The organism is Paenibacillus sp. FSL W8-0186 (assembly GCF_037969765.1).
Taxonomy (GTDB): Bacteria; Bacillota; Bacilli; order Paenibacillales; family Paenibacillaceae; genus Fontibacillus; species Fontibacillus woosongensis.
The window spans coordinates 2388390-2407583 of the sequence record NZ_CP150207.1; the positions used below are offsets into that span (position 1 = coordinate 2388390).

At 54.5% G+C, this 19194-nt stretch carries 18 protein-coding genes; 16 read left to right on the top strand and 2 right to left on the bottom strand.

The genetic code is table 11. The features are described from left to right. Positions 1-7: 7 nt before the first annotated feature. On the bottom strand, positions 8-1258 hold the full coding sequence (locus MKX50_RS10715) for a nucleoside recognition domain-containing protein (RefSeq protein ID WP_339159589.1): 1251 nt from the start codon (positions 1256-1258) through the stop codon (positions 8-10). A gap of 113 nt (positions 1259-1371) precedes the next feature. Between MKX50_RS10715 and MKX50_RS10720 the strand changes: the two genes are divergently transcribed. Next, the gene (locus MKX50_RS10720) at positions 1372-2409 is read left to right on the top strand and encodes a SepM family pheromone-processing serine protease (RefSeq protein WP_339159592.1); all 1038 of its coding nucleotides are present in this window, start codon (positions 1372-1374) and stop codon (positions 2407-2409) included. Here MKX50_RS10720 and MKX50_RS10725 read toward each other — a convergent pair whose 3' ends face one another. Continuing rightward, on the bottom strand, positions 2410-3669 hold the full coding sequence (locus MKX50_RS10725) for a nucleotidyltransferase (RefSeq protein WP_339159593.1): 1260 nt from the start codon (positions 3667-3669) through the stop codon (positions 2410-2412). A 288-nt stretch (positions 3670-3957) separates the two neighbouring features. Here MKX50_RS10725 and MKX50_RS10730 point away from each other — a divergent pair, with 288 nt between their 5' ends. From MKX50_RS10730 to ffh, 15 genes are all read left to right on the top strand, one after another. Next, positions 3958-4476 (top strand): DUF177 domain-containing protein, encoded by a 519-nt coding sequence (locus MKX50_RS10730; protein WP_213588655.1) that lies wholly within the window; start codon positions 3958-3960, stop codon positions 4474-4476. Positions 4477-4528: 52 nt separating this feature from the next. After that, positions 4529-4702 (top strand): 50S ribosomal protein L32, encoded by a 174-nt coding sequence (rpmF, locus tag MKX50_RS10735; RefSeq protein WP_055108505.1) that lies wholly within the window; start codon positions 4529-4531, stop codon positions 4700-4702. Positions 4703-4902: 200 nt separating this feature from the next. After that, on the top strand, positions 4903-5499 hold the full coding sequence (gene fapR, locus MKX50_RS10740; RefSeq protein WP_055108504.1) for a transcription factor FapR: 597 nt from the start codon (positions 4903-4905) through the stop codon (positions 5497-5499). Further along, positions 5483-6487, top strand: a complete 1005-nt coding sequence (gene plsX / locus MKX50_RS10745; protein WP_213588654.1) for a phosphate acyltransferase PlsX — start codon at positions 5483-5485, stop codon at positions 6485-6487. The genes fapR and plsX overlap by 17 nt, the downstream gene beginning before the upstream one ends. Continuing rightward, entirely contained in the window at positions 6484-7473 is a 990-nt protein-coding gene (locus tag MKX50_RS10750) for a beta-ketoacyl-ACP synthase III (RefSeq protein ID WP_213588653.1), read from the top strand. The genes plsX and MKX50_RS10750 overlap by 4 nt, the downstream gene beginning before the upstream one ends. An 80-nt stretch (positions 7474-7553) precedes the next feature. Beyond that, positions 7554-8489 carry an ACP S-malonyltransferase gene (gene fabD, locus MKX50_RS10755; RefSeq protein WP_339159599.1) on the top strand — a complete coding sequence of 312 codons (936 nt, stop codon included), beginning with the start codon at positions 7554-7556 and terminating at the stop codon, positions 8487-8489. A gap of 61 nt (positions 8490-8550) precedes the next feature. After that, positions 8551-9300: a 3-oxoacyl-[acyl-carrier-protein] reductase gene (fabG, locus tag MKX50_RS10760; protein WP_155608917.1), complete on the top strand. Its 750-nt coding sequence runs from the start codon at positions 8551-8553 to the stop codon at positions 9298-9300. A gap of 68 nt (positions 9301-9368) precedes the next feature. Beyond that, a complete protein-coding gene (gene acpP, locus MKX50_RS10765; RefSeq protein ID WP_019638123.1) occupies positions 9369-9602 on the top strand; it encodes an acyl carrier protein in 234 nt (77 codons plus the stop codon). A gap of 124 nt (positions 9603-9726) precedes the next feature. After that, positions 9727-10965 carry a beta-ketoacyl-ACP synthase II gene (fabF, locus tag MKX50_RS10770; protein ID WP_213588651.1) on the top strand — a complete coding sequence of 413 codons (1239 nt, stop codon included), beginning with the start codon at positions 9727-9729 and terminating at the stop codon, positions 10963-10965. 12 nt (positions 10966-10977) lie between these two features. Continuing rightward, entirely contained in the window at positions 10978-11676 is a 699-nt protein-coding gene (rnc, locus tag MKX50_RS10775) for a ribonuclease III (RefSeq protein ID WP_213588650.1), read from the top strand. A 114-nt stretch (positions 11677-11790) separates the two neighbouring features. Further along, complete coding sequence (smc, locus tag MKX50_RS10780; RefSeq protein ID WP_213588649.1) at positions 11791-15363, top strand: chromosome segregation protein SMC; 3573 nt, start codon at positions 11791-11793, stop codon at positions 15361-15363. Positions 15364-15444: 81 nt separating this feature from the next. Continuing rightward, positions 15445-16449, top strand: a complete 1005-nt coding sequence (ftsY, locus tag MKX50_RS10785; protein WP_213588648.1) for a signal recognition particle-docking protein FtsY — start codon at positions 15445-15447, stop codon at positions 16447-16449. A 47-nt stretch (positions 16450-16496) separates the two neighbouring features. Then, positions 16497-17144 carry a hemolysin III family protein gene (locus tag MKX50_RS10790; RefSeq protein ID WP_213588647.1) on the top strand — a complete coding sequence of 216 codons (648 nt, stop codon included), beginning with the start codon at positions 16497-16499 and terminating at the stop codon, positions 17142-17144. 222 nt (positions 17145-17366) lie between these two features. Next, positions 17367-17720 (top strand): putative DNA-binding protein, encoded by a 354-nt coding sequence (locus MKX50_RS10795; protein WP_213588646.1) that lies wholly within the window; start codon positions 17367-17369, stop codon positions 17718-17720. Positions 17721-17800: 80 nt separating this feature from the next. Further along, positions 17801-19180, top strand: coding sequence for a signal recognition particle protein (gene ffh / locus MKX50_RS10800; protein ID WP_213588645.1), 1380 nt, complete (start codon positions 17801-17803; stop codon positions 19178-19180). The last annotated feature ends 14 nt before the right edge of the window (positions 19181-19194 follow it).

Consider the following 19194-nt stretch of genomic DNA (forward strand, 5'->3'; position numbering starts at 1 on the left):
GGTCTTGTCAGGAAGTGCGTTTTGTCCTGAAATGCTTTGACCATAGAAAAGCGGCAAACAAAACGAGCATGATCAGCAGTCCAAGCATGCACAGCTGCCAGGAGACGACGCTGGAGAAGACTCTCCATTTCATCAGCGGCAGGCCTTCCCCCGGTACCCATGCTGCGGTTCCGTTCAGGCTGCCGTTGGCGGGGAAGGACAGCGGTATCATCGCAGCGATCGGTTTCCAAAGCAAGAGGGTTAATACATAGGCATAGATGCCGTGAACGATTCGGTTGATCAGAAAAAAAACGCCGCTAAGCCCGGTCGGCTTCAGCGCTGCTCGTGCCTGCAAGTAGGCGCTTAGCCCGCTCCAGCCGAGCAAGGCGCCTGTAAGGGCTGCCGGCAGAGGAGAGGATAAGCCGGTCGTGGCTAAAGCGTACGATCCAAGATGCACTTCAAGCAGGGCGGCGATCGGCTTAGATGTCAGGGATGGCGATAGGAGCGGCGCCAGCCAAGAGGAAGCGATTTGTATAATGACGGCAAAAATGAGCATATATCCGCCTGTCGCCATCAATGTTTGCACGGCCGAGCCAACAGAATCGCCAAGAAGCTTACCGAAGCTGCGGCCGTCTTCGCGCCGCGCTTCTTCAATTTGGCGCATAGCGAGCTTCCACCGCGATTCAGCCGAACGGCTGCCCGTTTGTTCTGAATCCGAGCCCGTGCCTGCTTGCTTGCGCTTAAGGCCAAAAGAGAGCCAGTTCATAGTGACTGCGGCGCTTAGGCCCGATGCCCAGTGTATGCCGAGCAGAAACAGCCCCAGTTCAGGCTGCTTCATATAAGCGGTGCCTACGACGATGACGATGAGCACGGGGCTGCAGTAATGCGAAAAGCTCGCCAATCTCTCCGCTTCATATGCGGTGATCTTGCCTTGTTTATATAAAGCGGCTGCAGCTTCTGCGGCTGCAGGAAATCCCGCAGTCATGCCAAGAGGAAGCACCCAGCCCAGTGTGCCCGGCAGGCCGAGGATCCGGCGGGTGAACGGATCGATAAATGAGCCGAGCCCGTGGGCGTATCCCGTTGCCATGAGGATCTGCGAAAGCACGAGAAAAGGCAGTAAGGCGGGAAAGACGATTCTCCACCAAAGAGCGAGCCCTTGACTCGAAGCTTCAAAAGCTTGACTAGGAGCATAAATAATACAGATAACTAGCAAGACGGCGGTCATTCCCAGCAGAATCGTAGAGAGCAAGCCGCCGTTTTGAGAACTTTCGTGATTCATCGGGCGAATTCACCTCTTTATGAGCATATGAAAGGCTAGTACATGTCTATGCTCGTCTGTCCGTTGAAAGACCATCAGTTACACCGCTTGGTGAAAAGAGAGGGAGCAAAGAGATGCGTCAATCCAGATCAGCAGTCATAAAAGCGGGGTTATACCTAATTACGCTTGCCATTGTGGTGTATGTAGTTGTTTATATGCCTACGCCATATATGATCAATCAGCCGGGCACGGCGGAGGAAATCAAGCCGATGGTAACGATTCCTTCCGGGGATCCAGAGGAGAAGGGGACGTTCATGCTGACGACCGTATCCGTAAGTTATGCTAATCTGGCGATGCTGGCAACCTCGCAGTTTCAAGCCCACACTGAGGTCGTACGCAAAGAGCCGGACCGCAACGAAAAGGAGTATGCAACGCAGCAGCAGTTCTATATGAGCAATTCGCAATCGAATGCCATTATGGCGGCCTACAACTTGGCAAACGTAAAGTATGAAATCGTGCCTGAGTATGTGTTCGTCGTGGGATTGTCCAAGACACTTGCTCCGAAGGGGGATTTTCAATCCGGGGATATTATTTCCGAGCTTGAGGGGCATAAGGTAAAGCGGTTTGAGGATCTCCCGGCGCTGCTTCAGGGCAAGAAAGCAGGCGATCAGGCAGAGGTCGTGCTGAGCCGCGAGGGCAAAGAAATCCGCCAGCAGGTGGAGCTCGTCGAAATCGGGCAGGATGAGGCCCTGCCCAAGGCCGGTCTCGGCGTGAGCGTTGGCGAGGTCCGCAAGGTCATGCCCGCGGATAAGAGCAAGGAAGTCAAATTTGCCGACACCCGGATCGGCGGCCCGTCTGCGGGGCTCATGTTTACGCTCGAAATATATAACCAGCTGACCCCGGGCGACCTTAGCAAAGGCTACCGGGTCGCTGGAACCGGAACGATTGCCGAGGACGGGACAATCGGCTCGATCGGCGGGGTGCAGTTCAAGATCGTCGCCTCTCACCGGGAGAAGGCGGAAATATTTTTTGTGCCGGAAGCGAATTATAAGGATGCCAAGGCTAAGGCGGATGAAATCGGCACGTCGATGAAGCTGGTTCCGGTCAAGCATGTTCAGGATGCGCTGCGGTATTTACAGGATTTGCCCGCAAAAACGCCGCCGGTCACGTAACTAGATCGTGATCGGCGGCTGGCGGAAGTCCTGGAATATTTCGGAATCATTCCGGTTAGGCATGGCGTTCGCATATGCTGCAGCAGCTTGAATGTCGAGCTCCAGGCCAGGATGGGAGAAGGCGGCGGCCCTGGTCACGATAGGCAGGGATGCGCTGGCCTTCATTCGTTTGAGCAGCTCGCGGCCTTTTCTGCTGAAGGCAAGTACCCGCAAATAACCTGGGCCTTGGGCCAGCGCCTCCGGGGCCATGGCAAGCTTGCCGTGCTGCAGCAAAATATGGAGCATCATACGCTGCAATTTCGTATACGTATACCTCTTAGTCTTGAGCTTCTCTAGAAGCTCTTCGACGGTCAGCTGTTGAAGCTGGGGCAGTATTTTTTTGATGCGGAATTCCAGTCCCTCGGTCACCTCGTGATGCTCAGCCAGCGTCTCCCGTGAGCTCGTCAGCAGGCGATGGAACAAGGGAGCGGCGAAGCTCTCCCAAGTGACAGGGCCCCGCCCGGCGCGGAATTCCCGGGCGAGAATTTCCGCCGTATAGGGCGGGATGTAGGGAGCGGAGGCGCTAAGGCCGCCTTCCCCCGCAATGAGCCTGCGTATGGCGGTGGCGCTGGCGATGCTCGCGGAGCCGGGCACGGCGTCGCGGTAGCCGGCGCCCTCGCGCCGCACCGTGAGCGGCGCGATCCCGCTGCCGAGCCGTTGCAGCGCGATGAGGTAGTGCAGCCCAAGGCTGTTGTTGGGCTGCTCCAGCAGCGCTCGCGCTGCAGCTGCGCTGGCAGCGGAGCCAGGGCCGCCCCCCGGCGGGGCGCCCACGCTGCGCGCGGCAGCGGCGGCGTAAGCCGCGGGGTAGCTCGCCCCGGTGGCGAGCTCCTCCGCGATCGCCGCCTTGAGCGCGCCGCTCTCGCCCGACAGCTGGCGGGCGAGCGGCTGCAGCTCGGCGAGCGTGCCCGCCTCGCTGCCGAAGCACAGATGCGACACGATGCCCGTCGCATCCAGCAGCGCTGCGGCGCCGTGCGCGAACCACTCGGCAGGCTGTGCCGCATAGGCGATCGGCAGCTCCAGCACGAGGTCGGCGCCGGCATGCAGCGCCATTTCAGCGCGCGCCCACTTGCTTACGATCGCGGGCTCGCCCCGCTGCAGGAAGTCGCCGCTCATGACGGCGACGACCGCTTCCGCTTCGGCAAGCCGCTTCGCCTCAGCCAAATGATAGGCGTGCCCGTTGTGAAACGGGTTGTATTCAACGATTAATCCAACGACGTTCAATGCTGCATACCACCTTTACAGGCTTATAATTTATGACTATACCATGTTCGCCAGGGCATTTTGAAGAAAATAGAGCTTTTTGGCTTTTGCTGCGCCGGGCAATTTCGTTATGGACGGCCGATAACGGCCGCTAAAAAACGCGATTTGCGTTTCTGGCAGCATGTGCATGGACGTTTTGTGCGGGTATGTGTAATATTAATGGGACGGCAGCTATTGTTTCCCGCTTTGCTGTTGACAAAACTTACTTAAAATCGGTATAATAATTTTTGTTTGTTTGGAGTGATACTCATGGATTTTAGATTTCGCCAAATGGCCTCTCACGACGGGCCGAAGCAGCTGCATGATGCTCTGGATATGAGTCATGTCGTCAAAGGGCGCAATGACATTCACGGCATGAGTCCGCTTGTATGCGACTTGACAGCTGTGTACGCGGAAGGGAACGTAGTTGAGGTGACAGGCACGCTGTCCGCGGAAATGGACATGTCCTGCTCCCGCTGCCTTAAGCCTTTGAAGCATAAAGTCGATATCGAATTTGAGGAAACCTTCAAACGCATTGACACCCCCGTAGAAGAAGGGCAGAATGAAGAAGAAGATGACATCCGGCTGATTGCCGATGATCAGGTGGATTTGAATCCATATATTGAAGAGGCATTGCTTCTCAATCTTCCATATGCTGCCGTTTGCAAGGAAGACTGCAAGGGACTTTGTCCCAGCTGCGGAACGGACTTGAACGAACGGGATTGCGGCTGCAAGAACGAGCGGATCGATCCGCGGCTGGCAGCGCTAGGTGACTTTTTCAAAAAATGAGATTACAATGTGACACCGTAATAAGGTTGACTTCATTAAGGAGGTGGGAACCATGGCAGTACCTCAACGGAGAACGTCCAAGACGCGCCGCGACAAACGCCGCACGCACTTCAAATTGGCTGTGCCGGGCATGGTAAAATGTGAACAATGCGGAGAATTGAAGCTTGCTCACCACGTATGTAAAGTATGCGGAACATACAAAGCAAGAGAAGTTATCAAAGGTTAATTCCAGATAATATCTCCTAAACAGCACTCCACGGAGTGCTGTTTTTTATTGCTGGATATGGAAATTGCAGGGCGGATTATGAATTCTCTTTATTTTTGCAGGGAGATGTTTTATACTCTATCTTAGTACCAGGTTCTAAACCGAAGAGGTTCGTTTTACATAAAAAAAGTGATCACTCGGGGGTGTTACCCATCGAACGTTTGCCCAAGAGGGCGAGGCAGCAGCAGCTCGTCAAACTGATCGAAGAGAATCCTTTCGTCACAGATCAGGAGCTGACCCGGCAGCTGAAGGTGAGCATCCAGACGATCCGGCTAGACCGGATGGAGCTCGGTATTCCTGAGCTGCGCGAACGGATGAAGCTGATGGCGGAACGATCCTATGACCAGGTGCGTTCATTGCCGCTGCATGAGGTTATTGGTGAAATCGTCGATTTGCAGTTGGATAAGAGCGGAATATCTATTTTTGAAATAAGCAAGGAACATGTCTTTTCACGGACGGGCATCGCGCGGGGACATCATATTTTTGCGCAGGCCAACTCATTGGCTGTAGCGGTCATTAACGATGAGATTGCGCTCACATTCTCGGCGGATATCCGGTTTATCCGTCCGGTTCATTTGGGCGAGAAGTGCATCGCCAAAGCATATGTCCGTCCAGTTTCCGGCAACAAGGGCAAGGCCAAGGTCGAAGTGTTCACCTACGTTGGCGAAGAGATGGTGTTCCAAGGGAACTTCGTCATTTACCGCTCCGCGGTAGAGGACAATAACGAAGGAGGAAGTCAGCATGAGAATCGCCATTGATGCCATGGGTGGAGACCACGCGCCGAAGAGTACGCTCGAAGGTGCTCTTGCCGCAGCGAAGGAATGGAATGATATCGAAATTATTCTCGTCGGTGACCAGGCGCAGCTCGAACCGCTGCTGAAGGATTCGGCTGTGCCTGCCAATTTGAAGATTCATCATGCTTCAGAGGTCATTGAGGCGGATGATGAGCCTGTGCGCGCGGTGCGCCGCAAGAAAGACGCCTCTATGGTTGTGGCGGGCCGGCTTGTGCGCGAAGGCGAAGCCGAAGCGATGATCTCCGCTGGCAACACGGGCGCGCTGATGACGACAGGTCTGCTCGTCGTAGGACGGATGGACGGAATCGAGCGCCCAGCGCTGGCTCCGATGATTCCGACGGTGGACGAGCGGGGGGTGCTGGCGCTTGATCTGGGCGCTAACATGGACGCGAAGCCGGAGCATCTGGCTCAGTACGCCCTGATGGGCAGCATTTACCGGGAGAAGGTGCACGGCATCAGCCGTCCGCGCGTCGGTCTCCTGAATGTCGGCACAGAGGAAATGAAGGGCAATGAGCTGACGAAGGCGGCTTATCCGCTCATTCAGCAGCTTCCAATTCATTTCGTCGGCAATGTAGAGGCTCGCGATATTCTGACGGGCGCTTGCGATGTGCTGGTTTGCGACGGGTTCGCGGGCAATATTTTGCTGAAGTCGCTGGAAGGCACGGCGGGCACGATATTCTCGATTTTGAAGCAGGAGTTCTCCAAATCGCTGAAGAACAAACTGGCCGCTGCTATGTTAATGCCTTCTCTTCGGGGAATGAAGAAGACGCTCGACTACAAGGAACACGGCGGAGCTCCGCTCCTTGGTCTTAGTGGACTTGTGGTTAAGGGGCATGGTTCCTCCGATGGCGAAGCGATCAAGAATGCGGTAAGGCAGGCCAGAACAGCAATTCAGAGTCGACTGACGGAGAGCATAGCACAGGAAATCAGCGGGAAGCGAGTGGTAGAATGATGAAATCACGTTCAGTAGGCATTATCGGAACAGGTAAATACGTGCCTGAACGGGTGTTAACGAACGCCGAACTGGAGACGATGGTAGAGACTAACGACGAATGGATCGTTTCGCGGACGGGAATCCGCGAGCGTCACATTGCGGCTCCGGATCAGGCGACTTCGGATTTGGCTTACGAGGCGGCAGTTCAGGCTTTGAAATCGGCAGGACTCGCCGCTGAAGATATCGAGTTGATCATTGTGGCGACGATCACACCGGATATGACGTTTCCGTCCACGGCCTGCATTTTGCAGGAGAAGCTCGGAGCGAAGAAAGCGGCAGCTTTTGATTTGTCCGCAGCCTGCTCCGGATTTGTGTACAGCCTCGCTACGGCCAACGGCTTCATTCAGACCGGGATGTACAACAATGCCCTGATTATTGGGGCGGATGCCTTATCCCGCATAACGGACTACACGGATCGCAACACCTGCGTCTTGTTCGGAGACGGGGCCGGAGCGGTTGTGCTCGGCGAGGTTCCGGAAGGCAGAGGTTTCCTGTCTTTTGATCTGGGGGCCGAAGGAGCGGGGGGAGAGCTGCTCAAGCTTGAAGGCGGCGGATCGCGCTGCCCGGCGTCTGAAGAGACGGTACGCAGCGGCAAGCATTTCATCTACATGAACGGCCGGGAAGTGTTCAAATTTGCCGTTCGCGTCATGGGAACGGCGACGGAGGAAGTGCTCCGCAAAGCCGGCAAGGATAAGAGCGAAATCGATCTGTTCGTTCCGCATCAGGCGAACATCCGCATTATTCAATCCGCTATGCAGCGGCTTGATCTACCGGAGGAGAAATGCGTCATAAACGTGGATAAATATGCGAATACCTCGGCGGCATCGATTCCTCTTGCACTTGTGGAAGCCGTGGAGGAAGGCCGTGTGAAGGAAGGCGACACCTTGCTTCTCGTTGGCTTTGGCGGCGGCCTCACTTGGGGCGCATCCGTGCTTGTCTGGTAATCATACTATGGATTATGATGCGAGAGAGCGTAACTACGTTCTTTGCATGCTTTATAGAGTGAAGGAGTGCTGACGAATTTATGGGTAAGCTGGCATTTGTATTTCCGGGTCAAGGTTCGCAAAGCGTAGGAATGGGTCAGGACATCTATGAATCTGTGCCGGAATCCCGGCAGTTGTTCGAGCAGGCGGATGAGATTCTTGGCTTTCCGTTGACTCGCCTTATTTTTGAAGGCCCGGATACGGAATTGAAGCAGACGGCGAATACGCAGCCTGCGCTGCTGACGACTAGCGCAGCGTTATATCAGGCTCTTGCGGCTAAAGGAATCAAGCCGGACTTCGTAGCGGGACACAGTCTCGGGGAATACAGCGCGCTTACGGCAGCTGGAGCGCTCAGTTTCAGTGACGCCGTTGCAACCGTACGGGCGCGGGGCGAGTTCATGGAGCAAGCCGTTCCAGGCGGCCAAGGCGCAATGGCTGCAGTGCTTGGCGGAGAGCGCGAGGCACTAGCCGCCTTATGCGCTGACATTACAGCTGGCGGAAGCCTGGTTGAGCTGGCGAACGTCAATTGCCCCGGCCAAATCGTAGTTTCCGGCAGCAAAGCAGGCGTAGACGCCGTCGTCCAGCGTGTCAAGGAAATTGGCGCCAAGCGGGCGATTCCGCTTGAAGTTAGCGGCCCGTTCCACTCGTCGCTCATGAAATCGGCAGCGGAGAAACTGGCCGGCAAGCTGGAACAGATTGCCATTGGCGACGCTTCGATCCCTGTCGTAGCCAATGTTACGGCAGGCGCAGTGCAGCGGGGGGAGGGGATTTCCCGTCTGCTTGTGGAACAGGTGTATTCGCCGGTTCTATGGGAGGACAGCGTTGCTTGGCTGATCGATCAGGGCGTAGATACCTTCGTGGAAATCGGCCCCGGCAGCGTATTAACCGGGCTGATCAAGAAAATTAACCGAGGCGTAACAACGTATAACGTAAATAGCCTGGAGAGCTTGGAGCAGACGGCAGCCGCGCTGCTGTAGCTTGCGATAGACGGTCTAGTACTGTAACGGCTCAGTATATCCTAGGAAAGGAGAGAGTACAATGACGAAATTGCTTAGTGGTCAGGCAGCTCTGGTTACGGGGGCCTCTCGCGGCATTGGACGCGCTATTGCGCTGGCGCTTGCGGAAGCAGGGGCGAACGTGGCCGTCAATTATGCGGGCAATGAGGAAGCGGCGGCTCGCGTCGTCGCCGAAATCGAGGCTCTTGGCGTTCAGGCGTTCGCTGTCAAAGGGCATGTCGGAGATAGCGCTCAATTCGAGGCGATCGTCAAGCAGACCTTGGATACTTGGGGCCGAATCGATATTCTGGTGAATAACGCTGGAATTACTAGAGATAATCTAATTATGCGGATGAAAGAAGAAGAGTTCGACGCCGTCATCGAGACGAATCTCAAAGGCGTATTCAACGGCATCAAAGCGGTTACCCGTCCAATGATGAAGCAGCGCTCCGGCCGTATCATCAACATTTCGTCTGTAGTGGGCGTGCTAGGAAATGCCGGACAGGCCAACTACGTGGCGGCCAAGGCGGGTGTAATCGGCCTTACGAAATCGTCCGCCCGCGAGCTGGCTAGCCGGAACATTACGGTGAACTGCATTGCGCCGGGATTCATTGCGACGGATATGACAGATCAGCTGCCGGAAGATTTGCGGCAGAATCTGCTCAGCGATATTCCGCTCGCACGTCTTGGGCAGCCGGAAGAAATCGCGAAAGTCGCGGTATTCCTGGCTTCCGACGCAGCGTCTTATATGACGGGGCAGACCCTGCATGTAGACGGCGGGATGTATATGTGATTTCGAGTCTCGCTTCTATGGCATTTTGATTTTAATTTTCGTATAATACGAAGGAGGAGGTGAACCGGATGTCCGATGTATTGGAGCGCGTAAAACGCATTGTAGTGGATCGCCTCGGCGCAGATGAAGCTGAAGTGACGCTTGAAGCGTCTTTCAAAGATGACCTGGGTGCTGATTCGCTGGATGTAGTCGAATTGGTCATGGAACTCGAAGATGAATTCGATTTGGAAATTTCAGATGAAGATGCTGAGAAGATTACGACCGTAGGTGAAGTTGTAAACTACATACAATCTCATACCTAATGTCATTCAAAGTCCCGTACCTCCTTTGTAGGCGGGACTTCTCCTCATCTTAGCAAATCATCAGATTTACATTAGTTATTTACATTACTGTATTGCACATGCGATCTAGACGAGGTGAGTGTGTTTGAAGCATAGAGTGGTAATAACCGGTATGGGAGTCGTTACATCCCTCGGTCAAGACTTGGATACGTTCTGGAATAATCTCATGGCGGGAAAATCGGGGGTATCCGCGATTGAATCGTTCGACGTTAGCGAATATCCGACCCGGATCGCCGCTTCGGTGAAAGACTTCAATGCCGAAGATTACGTAGACCGCAAGGAAGCGCGCAAGATGGACCGTTTCGTTCAATTTGCAGCGGCGGCGGCTACGAGTGCTATTAAAGACAGCGGCCTCGTGATTGGTGAGCAGGTTGATCCTGAGCGCGTCGGCGTTATTATCGGTTCGGGAATTGGCGGACTGGGAACCTGGGAAGATCAGCATAACATTTTGCTGCAAAAAGGCCCAAAACGCGTAAGCCCTTTCTTCATTCCGATGATGATTGCGAACATGGCTTCCGGCCACGTGTCAATACTGTTCGGTGCGAAAGGACCAAACAGTACAGCTGTAACGGCGTGCGCGACCGGAACTCATTCCATTGGCGATTCGTATAAACTAATTCAGCGTGGCGATGCCGATGTCATGATTTGCGGCGGCGCAGAAGCAACGATCAGACCTACCGGTCTCGCCGGATTCTGCTCGATGCGGGCGATGTCGACCCGTAATGATGAGCCTGAGAGAGCAAGCCGCCCGTTCGATACGGGACGCGACGGCTTTGTTATGGGCGAAGGCTCGGGGGTTCTCGTGCTGGAGTCCTTGGAGCACGCGCAGAAGCGCGGAGCGAAAATTTATGCGGAAGTGATCGGTTACGGGTTAAGCGCTGATGCGCATCATATGACCGATCCGGATCCAAACGGAGCGCGCCGATGCATGGAGATGGCGATTCGCGAAGCGGGCATTAATGTAAGTGAGGTTGATTATATCAATGCCCACGGTACGTCAACTCCTGCAGGCGACCGCTCCGAGACGATCGCAATCAAAGGGGCGCTGGGAGAGCACGCGCGCAAAGTGGCCGTCAGCTCGACGAAATCGATGACAGGTCATTTGCTAGGCGCAGCGGGTGGCGTGGAGGCCGTGATTTGCGGTCTAACGATCAAGAACAGCAAAATTGCACCAACGATCAATCTGGAGAACCAGGATCCGGAATGCGATTTGGATTACGTGCCCAATGTAGCGAGAGCCGCAGATGTCAATGTAGCTATGTCCAACTCCTTCGGGTTCGGCGGTCACAATGCCACTATCGTTCTGAAGAAATTTGAAGCATAAGGGGTCAGTCTGTTGAGTGGAGATCTGAAGCAGTTACAGCACAAACTTCAAATTGTATTCCAAAACCGACAGCTGTTGAAACAGGCCTTTACCCATGCATCATATGTGAATGAACATCGGTTCAGCCAGCATCAGGATAACGAGCGCCTGGAATTTCTGGGCGACGCTGTCCTGGAGCTGACAGTATCCGAGCATTTGTATCGGATGTTTCCGGATCGTCCAGAGGGAGAACTGACCAAGCTTCGCGCAGCCATCGTATGCGAGCCATCGCTTGTGAAGTTTGCCGAAAGCCTGGAGTTCGGCAAATACGTATTGCTGGGGAAGGGTGAGGAATTAACCGGCGGACGTACTCGTCCGGCGCTGCTGGCTGATGTGTTCGAGTCGTTCATCGGCGCCCTCTATCTGGATCAGGGATTGAAGGCTGTTAATGCTTTCCTTCATCAGCATGTATTCACGCAGTTCATGCTTAACGGGAAGCTGCAGACGACGGATTTCAAGACAGAGCTGCAGGAGCTTACCCAGCATCACAACATGGGCGTGCTGGAGTACCGTATCATTGAGGAGCGTGGACCGGCCCATGAACGGGAGTTCGTCTCCGAGGTATCCATGGATGGCCGGGCGCTGGGGCAGGGAACTGGACGTTCCAAGAAGGAAGCTGAACAGCAGGCTGCCGCAGTGGCGCTAGAACGTTTGAAATCTTTGAATGAATGACAGTCATATGATGTTTTAAGGATCGTCCCCGCTGCTTGCTGCACGGGGGCTTTTTGCTTGTCCCCATAAGCTTTTTTGTATGTTACAATAGTTGGTAGAGGTGATCGTGAAGGTATGTTTTTGAAACGAATCGAGTTATCAGGATTTAAATCATTTGCCGACAAAACGGAAATGGAATTCGTGCGCGGCATTACGGCTGTAGTTGGCCCCAACGGCAGCGGAAAGAGCAACATCTCCGACGGCATACGCTGGGTGCTGGGCGAGCAGAGTGCCAAATCGCTCCGCGGCGGCAAGATGGAGGATATTATTTTTGCGGGCAGCGACGCGCGTAAAGCGGTGAATTATGGAGAAGTCTCATTAACCCTCGACAATACGGACCAAGCTCTTCCGCTCGACTTCAGCGAAGTTACCGTAACCCGCCGGGTTCATCGCAGCGGGGACAGCGAATATATGATCAACAAGCAATCCTGCCGTTTGAAGGATATTACCGAGCTGTTCATGGATACGGGGATCGGGAAGGAAGCTTATTCGATTATCGGGCAAGGGCGGATTGAAGAAATTTTAAGTACGCGTTCCGAGGATCGAAGAGGGATTTTTGAGGAAGCCTCCGGGATTGTGAAATATAAAAGCCGCAAACGGGATGCACGGCGCAAACTCGATGATACGGAACAAAACCTGCTGCGTATTCACGATCTTGTCAGTGAACTTGAGGACCAAATCGGCCCTTTGAAGGAGCAGTCTGAGAAAGCGCTCCGTTATAAAGAGCTCCGCGAGGAGCTGAAGCATAAGGAAATATCGCTCTATGTCCACCAAATTGAGAAAATCCACGAGAACTGGAGCGAGGCGAACGACAAGCTGGCCAAACTGCAGGAGGAGCAGCTTGCGCTATCGACTATCGTATCCGCTCATGATGCTAAGCTGGAGAGCGACCGGCTGGCGCTTCGCCAACTGGAGGAGCATATCGATGAGCTGCAGGGGCAGCTTCTGGAGTACAGCGAGAGCTTTGAGAAGAGCGAAGGCTTCGGCGAGGTGCTGCGGGAGCGCGAGAAGAACCTGATTCAGAACCGGGAGCAACTGCGCCAGTCGCTTGCTGTCAATGAAGAGCGCTATGCACAGCGTGCGGAAGAACTGAATGCCCTGTCTGCGAAGTTTGCGGAGGCCGAGAAGCAGCTGAACGAGCTCAGAACCGAGCTGTCGGCCGAGGAAGTGAAGCTCGTAGGTGTTACCGGCGGGATCAGCCAGGCTCAGGAGGAAGCGCTCAAGGGGCAATTGCTCGAAACGATGAATCAAATGGCCGAAGCACGCAATGAAATCCGCTATGCCGATCAACAGAAGGAAAGCGTCCAGCGCCGGATGGACCGGTCGGAGGAAGAAGGCGCAAAATGGCGGGATGAGCTGGAGCGGCTCAAAGGTAGAAAAACCGAGCTTGAGAAGGTGCTGGAGCGTCTTGCCAAGGAAATCTCCGACCTGCGCAGCCGTTACATTACGGAGAGTGAGCGGCAGCAGTCTCTGCAGAAGCTGGCCGAGGAAAGCTCTGCGAACATACGTAAATGGGAGCAGCGGCGGGAAGCGCTGATTTCTCGCCGGGATACGATGAAGGAGATGGAGGAGGACTTCGACGGCTTTGCCCTGGGGGTAAAGGAAGTGCTGAAGGCCTCGCGTAAATCGCTGCTAGGCGGCGTCCACGGCGCCGTAGCCGAGCTGATCCAGGTGCCGGAGAAGCTGGAGCTTGCTGTCGAGACTGCGCTTGGAGCCGCGATGCAGCATATCGTCATGGAGAATGAAGCTGTCTCCCGACAAGCGATCGCGTTCTTGAAGCAGCGCCAGCTTGGACGGGCTACTTTCCTGCCGCTCGATGTCATACGTCCCCGGCAGATGTCCGCGGCAGACAAGAGAACGATGGAAGAAGCCGAGGGCTTCATCGGCATCGGCGCTGAGCTTGTCGGCCACGACCCCCGCTATGCGAACATCGTCGGCAGCCTGCTGGGCAATGTCGTGTTCGCAAGCGACCTGGAACGGGCGAACAAGATGGCGGCGCGCTGCCAATACCGTTTCCGGATCGTTACGCTGGAGGGAGACGTCGTTAATGCCGGCGGTTCGATGACCGGGGGAAGCCAGCATCGCAAGAATAGCAATCTGTTAGGGCGGAAGCGCCAGCTCGAACAGCTCGCCGCAGATATTCGCGAAAGCGAGGATATGCTGGAGAAGCTAAGAAGCGGACTCAATGATGTGCGCGGTCAAATGAAGCAGTGCGAGCAGGAGCTGGAGAAGCTGCGCGAAGCTGGCGACAGTAAGCGTACCGAAGAGCAGTCGCAAACGAGTGAACTTAAGCAAGTAGAGCATGAATGGAGGCACGTCTCCGAGCAGTTCGAGCTCTACGGGCAGGAGAAAGGGCACTATGTTCAGGAGCTCGGGGAGCTGGAGAAGAGCAAAGCCTCTGCGGAAACGAGACTGAAGGACCTGGAAAAGGAAGAACAGACGATCCGGCAGTCGATTCAAGCTGCCGAGTTTGCCCGCAAAGCGAATGAATCCGTCAAGGAAGAGCTGCAGCATCAATTGACTGGACTTAAAGTACGCGAGGGCAAGCTCGATCAGGAGTGTCATTCCCTCCGCGAACAGCTGCAGCGTTCGCAGGAAGAGTTTGAGATTCAGAAGAAGGAACTGGAGCAGAACCGCAGCATATTACAAGCGATCGAGGCCGACTTGAAGCAAAATGAGCTGCAAAGCGTCAAGCAGCGGGAAGAGCTGAACGACTTCAAGCTGAAGAAGGAGCGAGCTAGCGAGCAGCTTGATATGGAGCGCGCTTCGCGGAGCGTGCTGGTGAAGAAGCTGGAAGATGGCGAGAGTGAAACCAAGGAGCAGAGAGTTGGTCTTAAGGCAGTCGAGGAGCAGCTTCGCCAGACTGAGATTCAAGCGAACCGGCTGGATGTGGAGCTCGACAACATTCTGCACAAGCTGAGCGATGAATATGAGCTCAGCTTTGAGCTTGCGAAGCAGCGTTACGCCGTTCCAGAGGATGTGCCGCAGACACAGGCGGAAGTCAAGGAGCTGAAACGCCAAATTACGCTTCTGGGAGAAGTGAATTTGGGAGCGATTGACGAGTATGAGCGTGTCTCTGAGCGCTACCAGTTCCTCAGCGAGCAGAAGGATGACCTTGTGGAAGCCAAGGCGACGCTGTACCAGGTCATCAAGGAAATGGATGACGAAATGTCCAAGCGCTTCAAAACGACCTTCGATGCGATTCGCCGCGAATTCGGCACGGTATTCACCAAGTTGTTCGGAGGCGGCCGTGCGGATCTGGTCCTTATTGATCCGGATAACCTGCTTGAGACCGGGATTGACGTTGTCGCCCAGCCGCCGGGCAAGAAATTGCAGAACCTGCAGCTGCTATCCGGGGGAGAGCGGGCTTTGACGGCAATGGCCCTTCTCTTTGCCATCCTGCACGTCAAGCCGGTGCCGTTCTGCGTGCTTGACGAGGTAGAAGCGGCTCTGGATGAAGCGAACGTGGCAAGATTCGCCCAGTACTTGCGCGAATTCTCCGAGCAAACCCAGTTCATCGTCGTGACGCACCGCAAAGGGACGATGGAAGAGGCGGATGTGCTCTATGGGGTCACGATGGAGGAAGGCGGGGTGTCTAAGCTCGTCTCCGTCAAGCTGGAGGATGAGGAAACGGTGGAAATTGCTTGAGCGGCCTAGCCGTGGCATAATTAGAGCAGCGAGAGTATAGCTTGATATTGGATCAGGGATGATTACTTAAGGAGGAACCTCATGAGTTTCTTTAAAAAATTAAAAGATAGCATCGCCTCCAAGACGGAGGCGGTGACGAAGCAGTTTAAGGACGGGCTTGAGAAAAGCCGCAAAGGCTTCGTCGAGAAAGTAGCCGATCTCGTCATCCGGCGCAAGAAAATCGATGAGGAATTTTTCGAAGAATTGGAAGAAATATTAATCGGGGCGGATGTCGGCGTAAATACCGTGATGACCTTGATTGACGAACTGCGCAGTGAAGTGAAGAAACGGCGGATCGAGGACGCGGCGGAGCTGCAGCCGATTCTGTCCGAGAAGCTCACGGAGCTGCTGCGCGGCGATGAGGACAATGAGATGAGGCTGAATCCTGACGGAATCAGCGTATTCCTGTTCGTTGGCGTCAACGGCGTTGGAAAAACGACTACGATCGGCAAGCTGGCACACCATTACAAGCAGCAGGGCAAGAAAGTGCTCCTCGCTGCGGGAGACACGTTCCGTGCAGGTGCGATCGAGCAGCTAGAGGTATGGGGCGAGCGCGTCGGCGTAGACGTGGTCAAGCAGCAGCCCGGCTCCGACCCGGCGGCGGTTATGTATGATGCCGTGCAGGCGGCGAAACAGCGCGGCGTGGACATTCTTCTGTGCGATACGGCAGGACGCCTGCAGAACAAGTCGAATTTGATGGAGGAGCTGAACAAAATCTACCGGGTCATTCAGCGGGAGATTCCCGATGCCCCTCATGAAGTGCTGATGGTGCTGGACGCCACGACCGGACAGAACGCGCTCAGCCAGGCGAAGCTGTTCGGCGAGAAGAGCGGCGTGACCGGGCTTGTGCTGACGAAGCTTGATGGCACGGCCAAAGGCGGCATCGTTGTCGCGATTCGTCAAGAGCTGAGCCTTCCGGTGAAGTTCGTTGGTCTTGGAGAGAAGATGGAGGATTTACAGAAATTCGATTCTGAGCAATTCGTCCACGGCCTGTTTGCCGGCCTGATTCAGGAAGAGGAAGAAGCCGCGGAAACCAGCGGCGAGTAACGGCAGACTAGAGAGAAGCATATTAAAAAGATAGGAGGCGATACAGTATGGCTAATACGCATACTTATCCGCGCAGGGAGGAAATCGCCAATGCCATCACCCATGGGATTGGATCTGTACTTAGCGTGGCTGCGCTCGTTCTGCTCATCGTATTCTCGAGCTTGAAGGGGACGGCCTGGCATGTAGTCAGCTTTACAATTTATGGGGTTACCATGCTTCTGCTGTACGTTTGCTCTACTCTCGTACACAGCTTCAAGGAAGGCAAAGTGAAGGATTTGTTCGAATTTTTCGACCATTCCTCGATTTACCTTTATATCGCCGGGACGTATACGCCATTTTTGCTTGTGGCGATTCGCGGACCGCTTGGATGGAGCCTGTTCGGGGTAATTTGGGGCATTGCCATACTCGGCGTGCTGTTTAAGGCATTCTTCGTCAAACGATTTTTGTTCATGTCCACATTTTTCTATTTGATCATGGGCTGGCTGATCGTTATCGCCTGGGGACCGCTTACGGCTGCGGTGCCTTCGCAAGGGATCGTGCTGCTGGTAGCCGGGGGCGTTCTATATTCGCTGGGCACGATATTCTATGTGTGGCGAGCTTTTCCTTACCATCATGCGATTTGGCATCTGTTCGTGCTCGGGGGCAGTGTGACGCATTTCTTCGCTATTTTACTGTATCTGCTGCCGAAATGGTAAGGTCTAAATAGCAGCGAATCGTAATAAAATCCCTATTCCAGCAAGGTCGCTGTCCGTTTGAACGACAGCGGCCTTGTACGTTTTTCAGAGGAAAAATGCTCGCAGTCAAAGCGTTGATCATATGTTAAGGGAAAGTACTTGACATCCCACTTTTGATTATGTATCATAAAGAACGTTGATGCGCGCTGTAAAGTGTTTTTCCTTGACGGAGGGAGTGCCCATATGAGTCAGGAGAATAGGCTTGAGAAGACGAATCGGATCAACCTTTTGTTTGATTTCTATGAGAAGCTGCTGACAGAGAAGCAGCAGACGTTCCTTAAATATTATTTCCACGATGACTTCTCGCTTGGCGAAATTGCCGCCGAGTTCGGAATCAGCAGACAGGCTGTTTATGAGCATATCAAACGGGCTGAAGGCATGCTGGAAGCTTATGAGGAGAAGCTTAGGCTGCTCCATAGGCATGAGGAACGAAGCGCCGTGCTTGTCCGGCTGGGAGAAATTATCGCAGGTAGCGAGCTGCCCGCCGTACATAAAGAAGAAGCAAGGAACTTGCTCGACCAGGCTGAGCAATTATGATAAGATAAGCCGACTTCTGTCGGCTTGCCGGAAGTATTCATTTTGAAAGTATTTAATCCTTGAAGCGGAGGTGACCGAAGATGGCTTTTGAAGGTTTAACGAACCGATTGCAGAGCGTATTCAGCAAGCTGCGCGGCAAAGGCAAGGTATCGGAGGACGATGTCAACGAAGCTATGAGAGAAGTGCGGCTCGCGTTGCTAGAAGCGGACGTCAACTTCAAAGTGGTCAAGGAATTTATCTCCAAGGTGAAGGAGAAGGCCGTCGGCAAGGAAGTGATGGACAGCTTCACGCCGGGTATGGTCATTATTGATATTGTTAACAAAGAGCTGACCGAGCTGATGGGCGGCAGTCAAGCGAAGCTGGCGAAGAGCAACCGTCCGCCGACCGTCGTGATGATGGCGGGCCTGCAGGGTGCGGGGAAGACGACAACCTCGGCCAAGCTGGCCAAGCTGTTGCTGAAGGGCAACCATCGCCCACTGCTTGTGGCCGGGGACATTTACCGCCCAGCTGCCATTAAGCAGCTGCAGGTGCTTGGCGAACAGATCAAGGTGCCGGTATTCACGCTCCCGGAAGGCAACAGCCCGGTGGAAATCGCCCGTCAGGCGCTGCAGCATGCGAAGGACAACGGCAATGATTACCTGCTCATCGATACAGCGGGACGCCTGCATGTTGATGAGGAATTGATGGAAGAGCTCCGCCAGATTCATGAGGTGACACAGCCGGATGAAGTGCTGCTTGTCGTTGACGCGATGACCGGTCAGGATGCCGTTAACGTGGCCGAGAGCTTCAACCAGCAGCTTGAGCTGACAGGTGTTGTGCTGACCAAGCTGGACGGCGATACCCGCGGCGGTGCGGCATTATCGGTCAAAGCCGTTACCGGCTGCCCGATCAAATTTGCGGCGCTTGGCGAGAAGATCGACGCGCTTGAGCCGTTTCATCCAGAACGGATGGCTTCACGGATTCTCGGCATGGGCGATATGCTCTCGCTGATTGAAAAGGCTCAGTCGAATATCGACGCTGAGAAAGCGAAGGAAATGGAACGCAAAATGCGCAATGCAGAGTTTACGTTCGATGATTTCCTGGAGCAGATGGAACAGGTCAAGAAGCTGGGGCCTCTGGACCAGATTATGGACATGATTCCCGGCATGGGCAAGATGAAGCAGATGAAAGATATCAAGGTCGATGAGAAGCAGATGGGCCGTGTTGAGGCGATCGTCCGCTCCATGACCAAGGAAGAGAAGCAGAATCCGGATATGATCAACCACAGCAGACGCAAGCGTATCGCTGCAGGCAGCGGCACAACGCTTGCCGACGTGAACCGGCTGATCAAGCAGTTCGATGAAATGCGCCGGATGATGAAGCAGTTCTCCGACATGATGGGGCCGAAAGGCAAGGGCTCCAAAATGATGAAGCAAATGCAGGCCAAAGCCGGTAAAGGAATGCGTTTTCCATTCCGTTAAGCCGCTAGGATAGG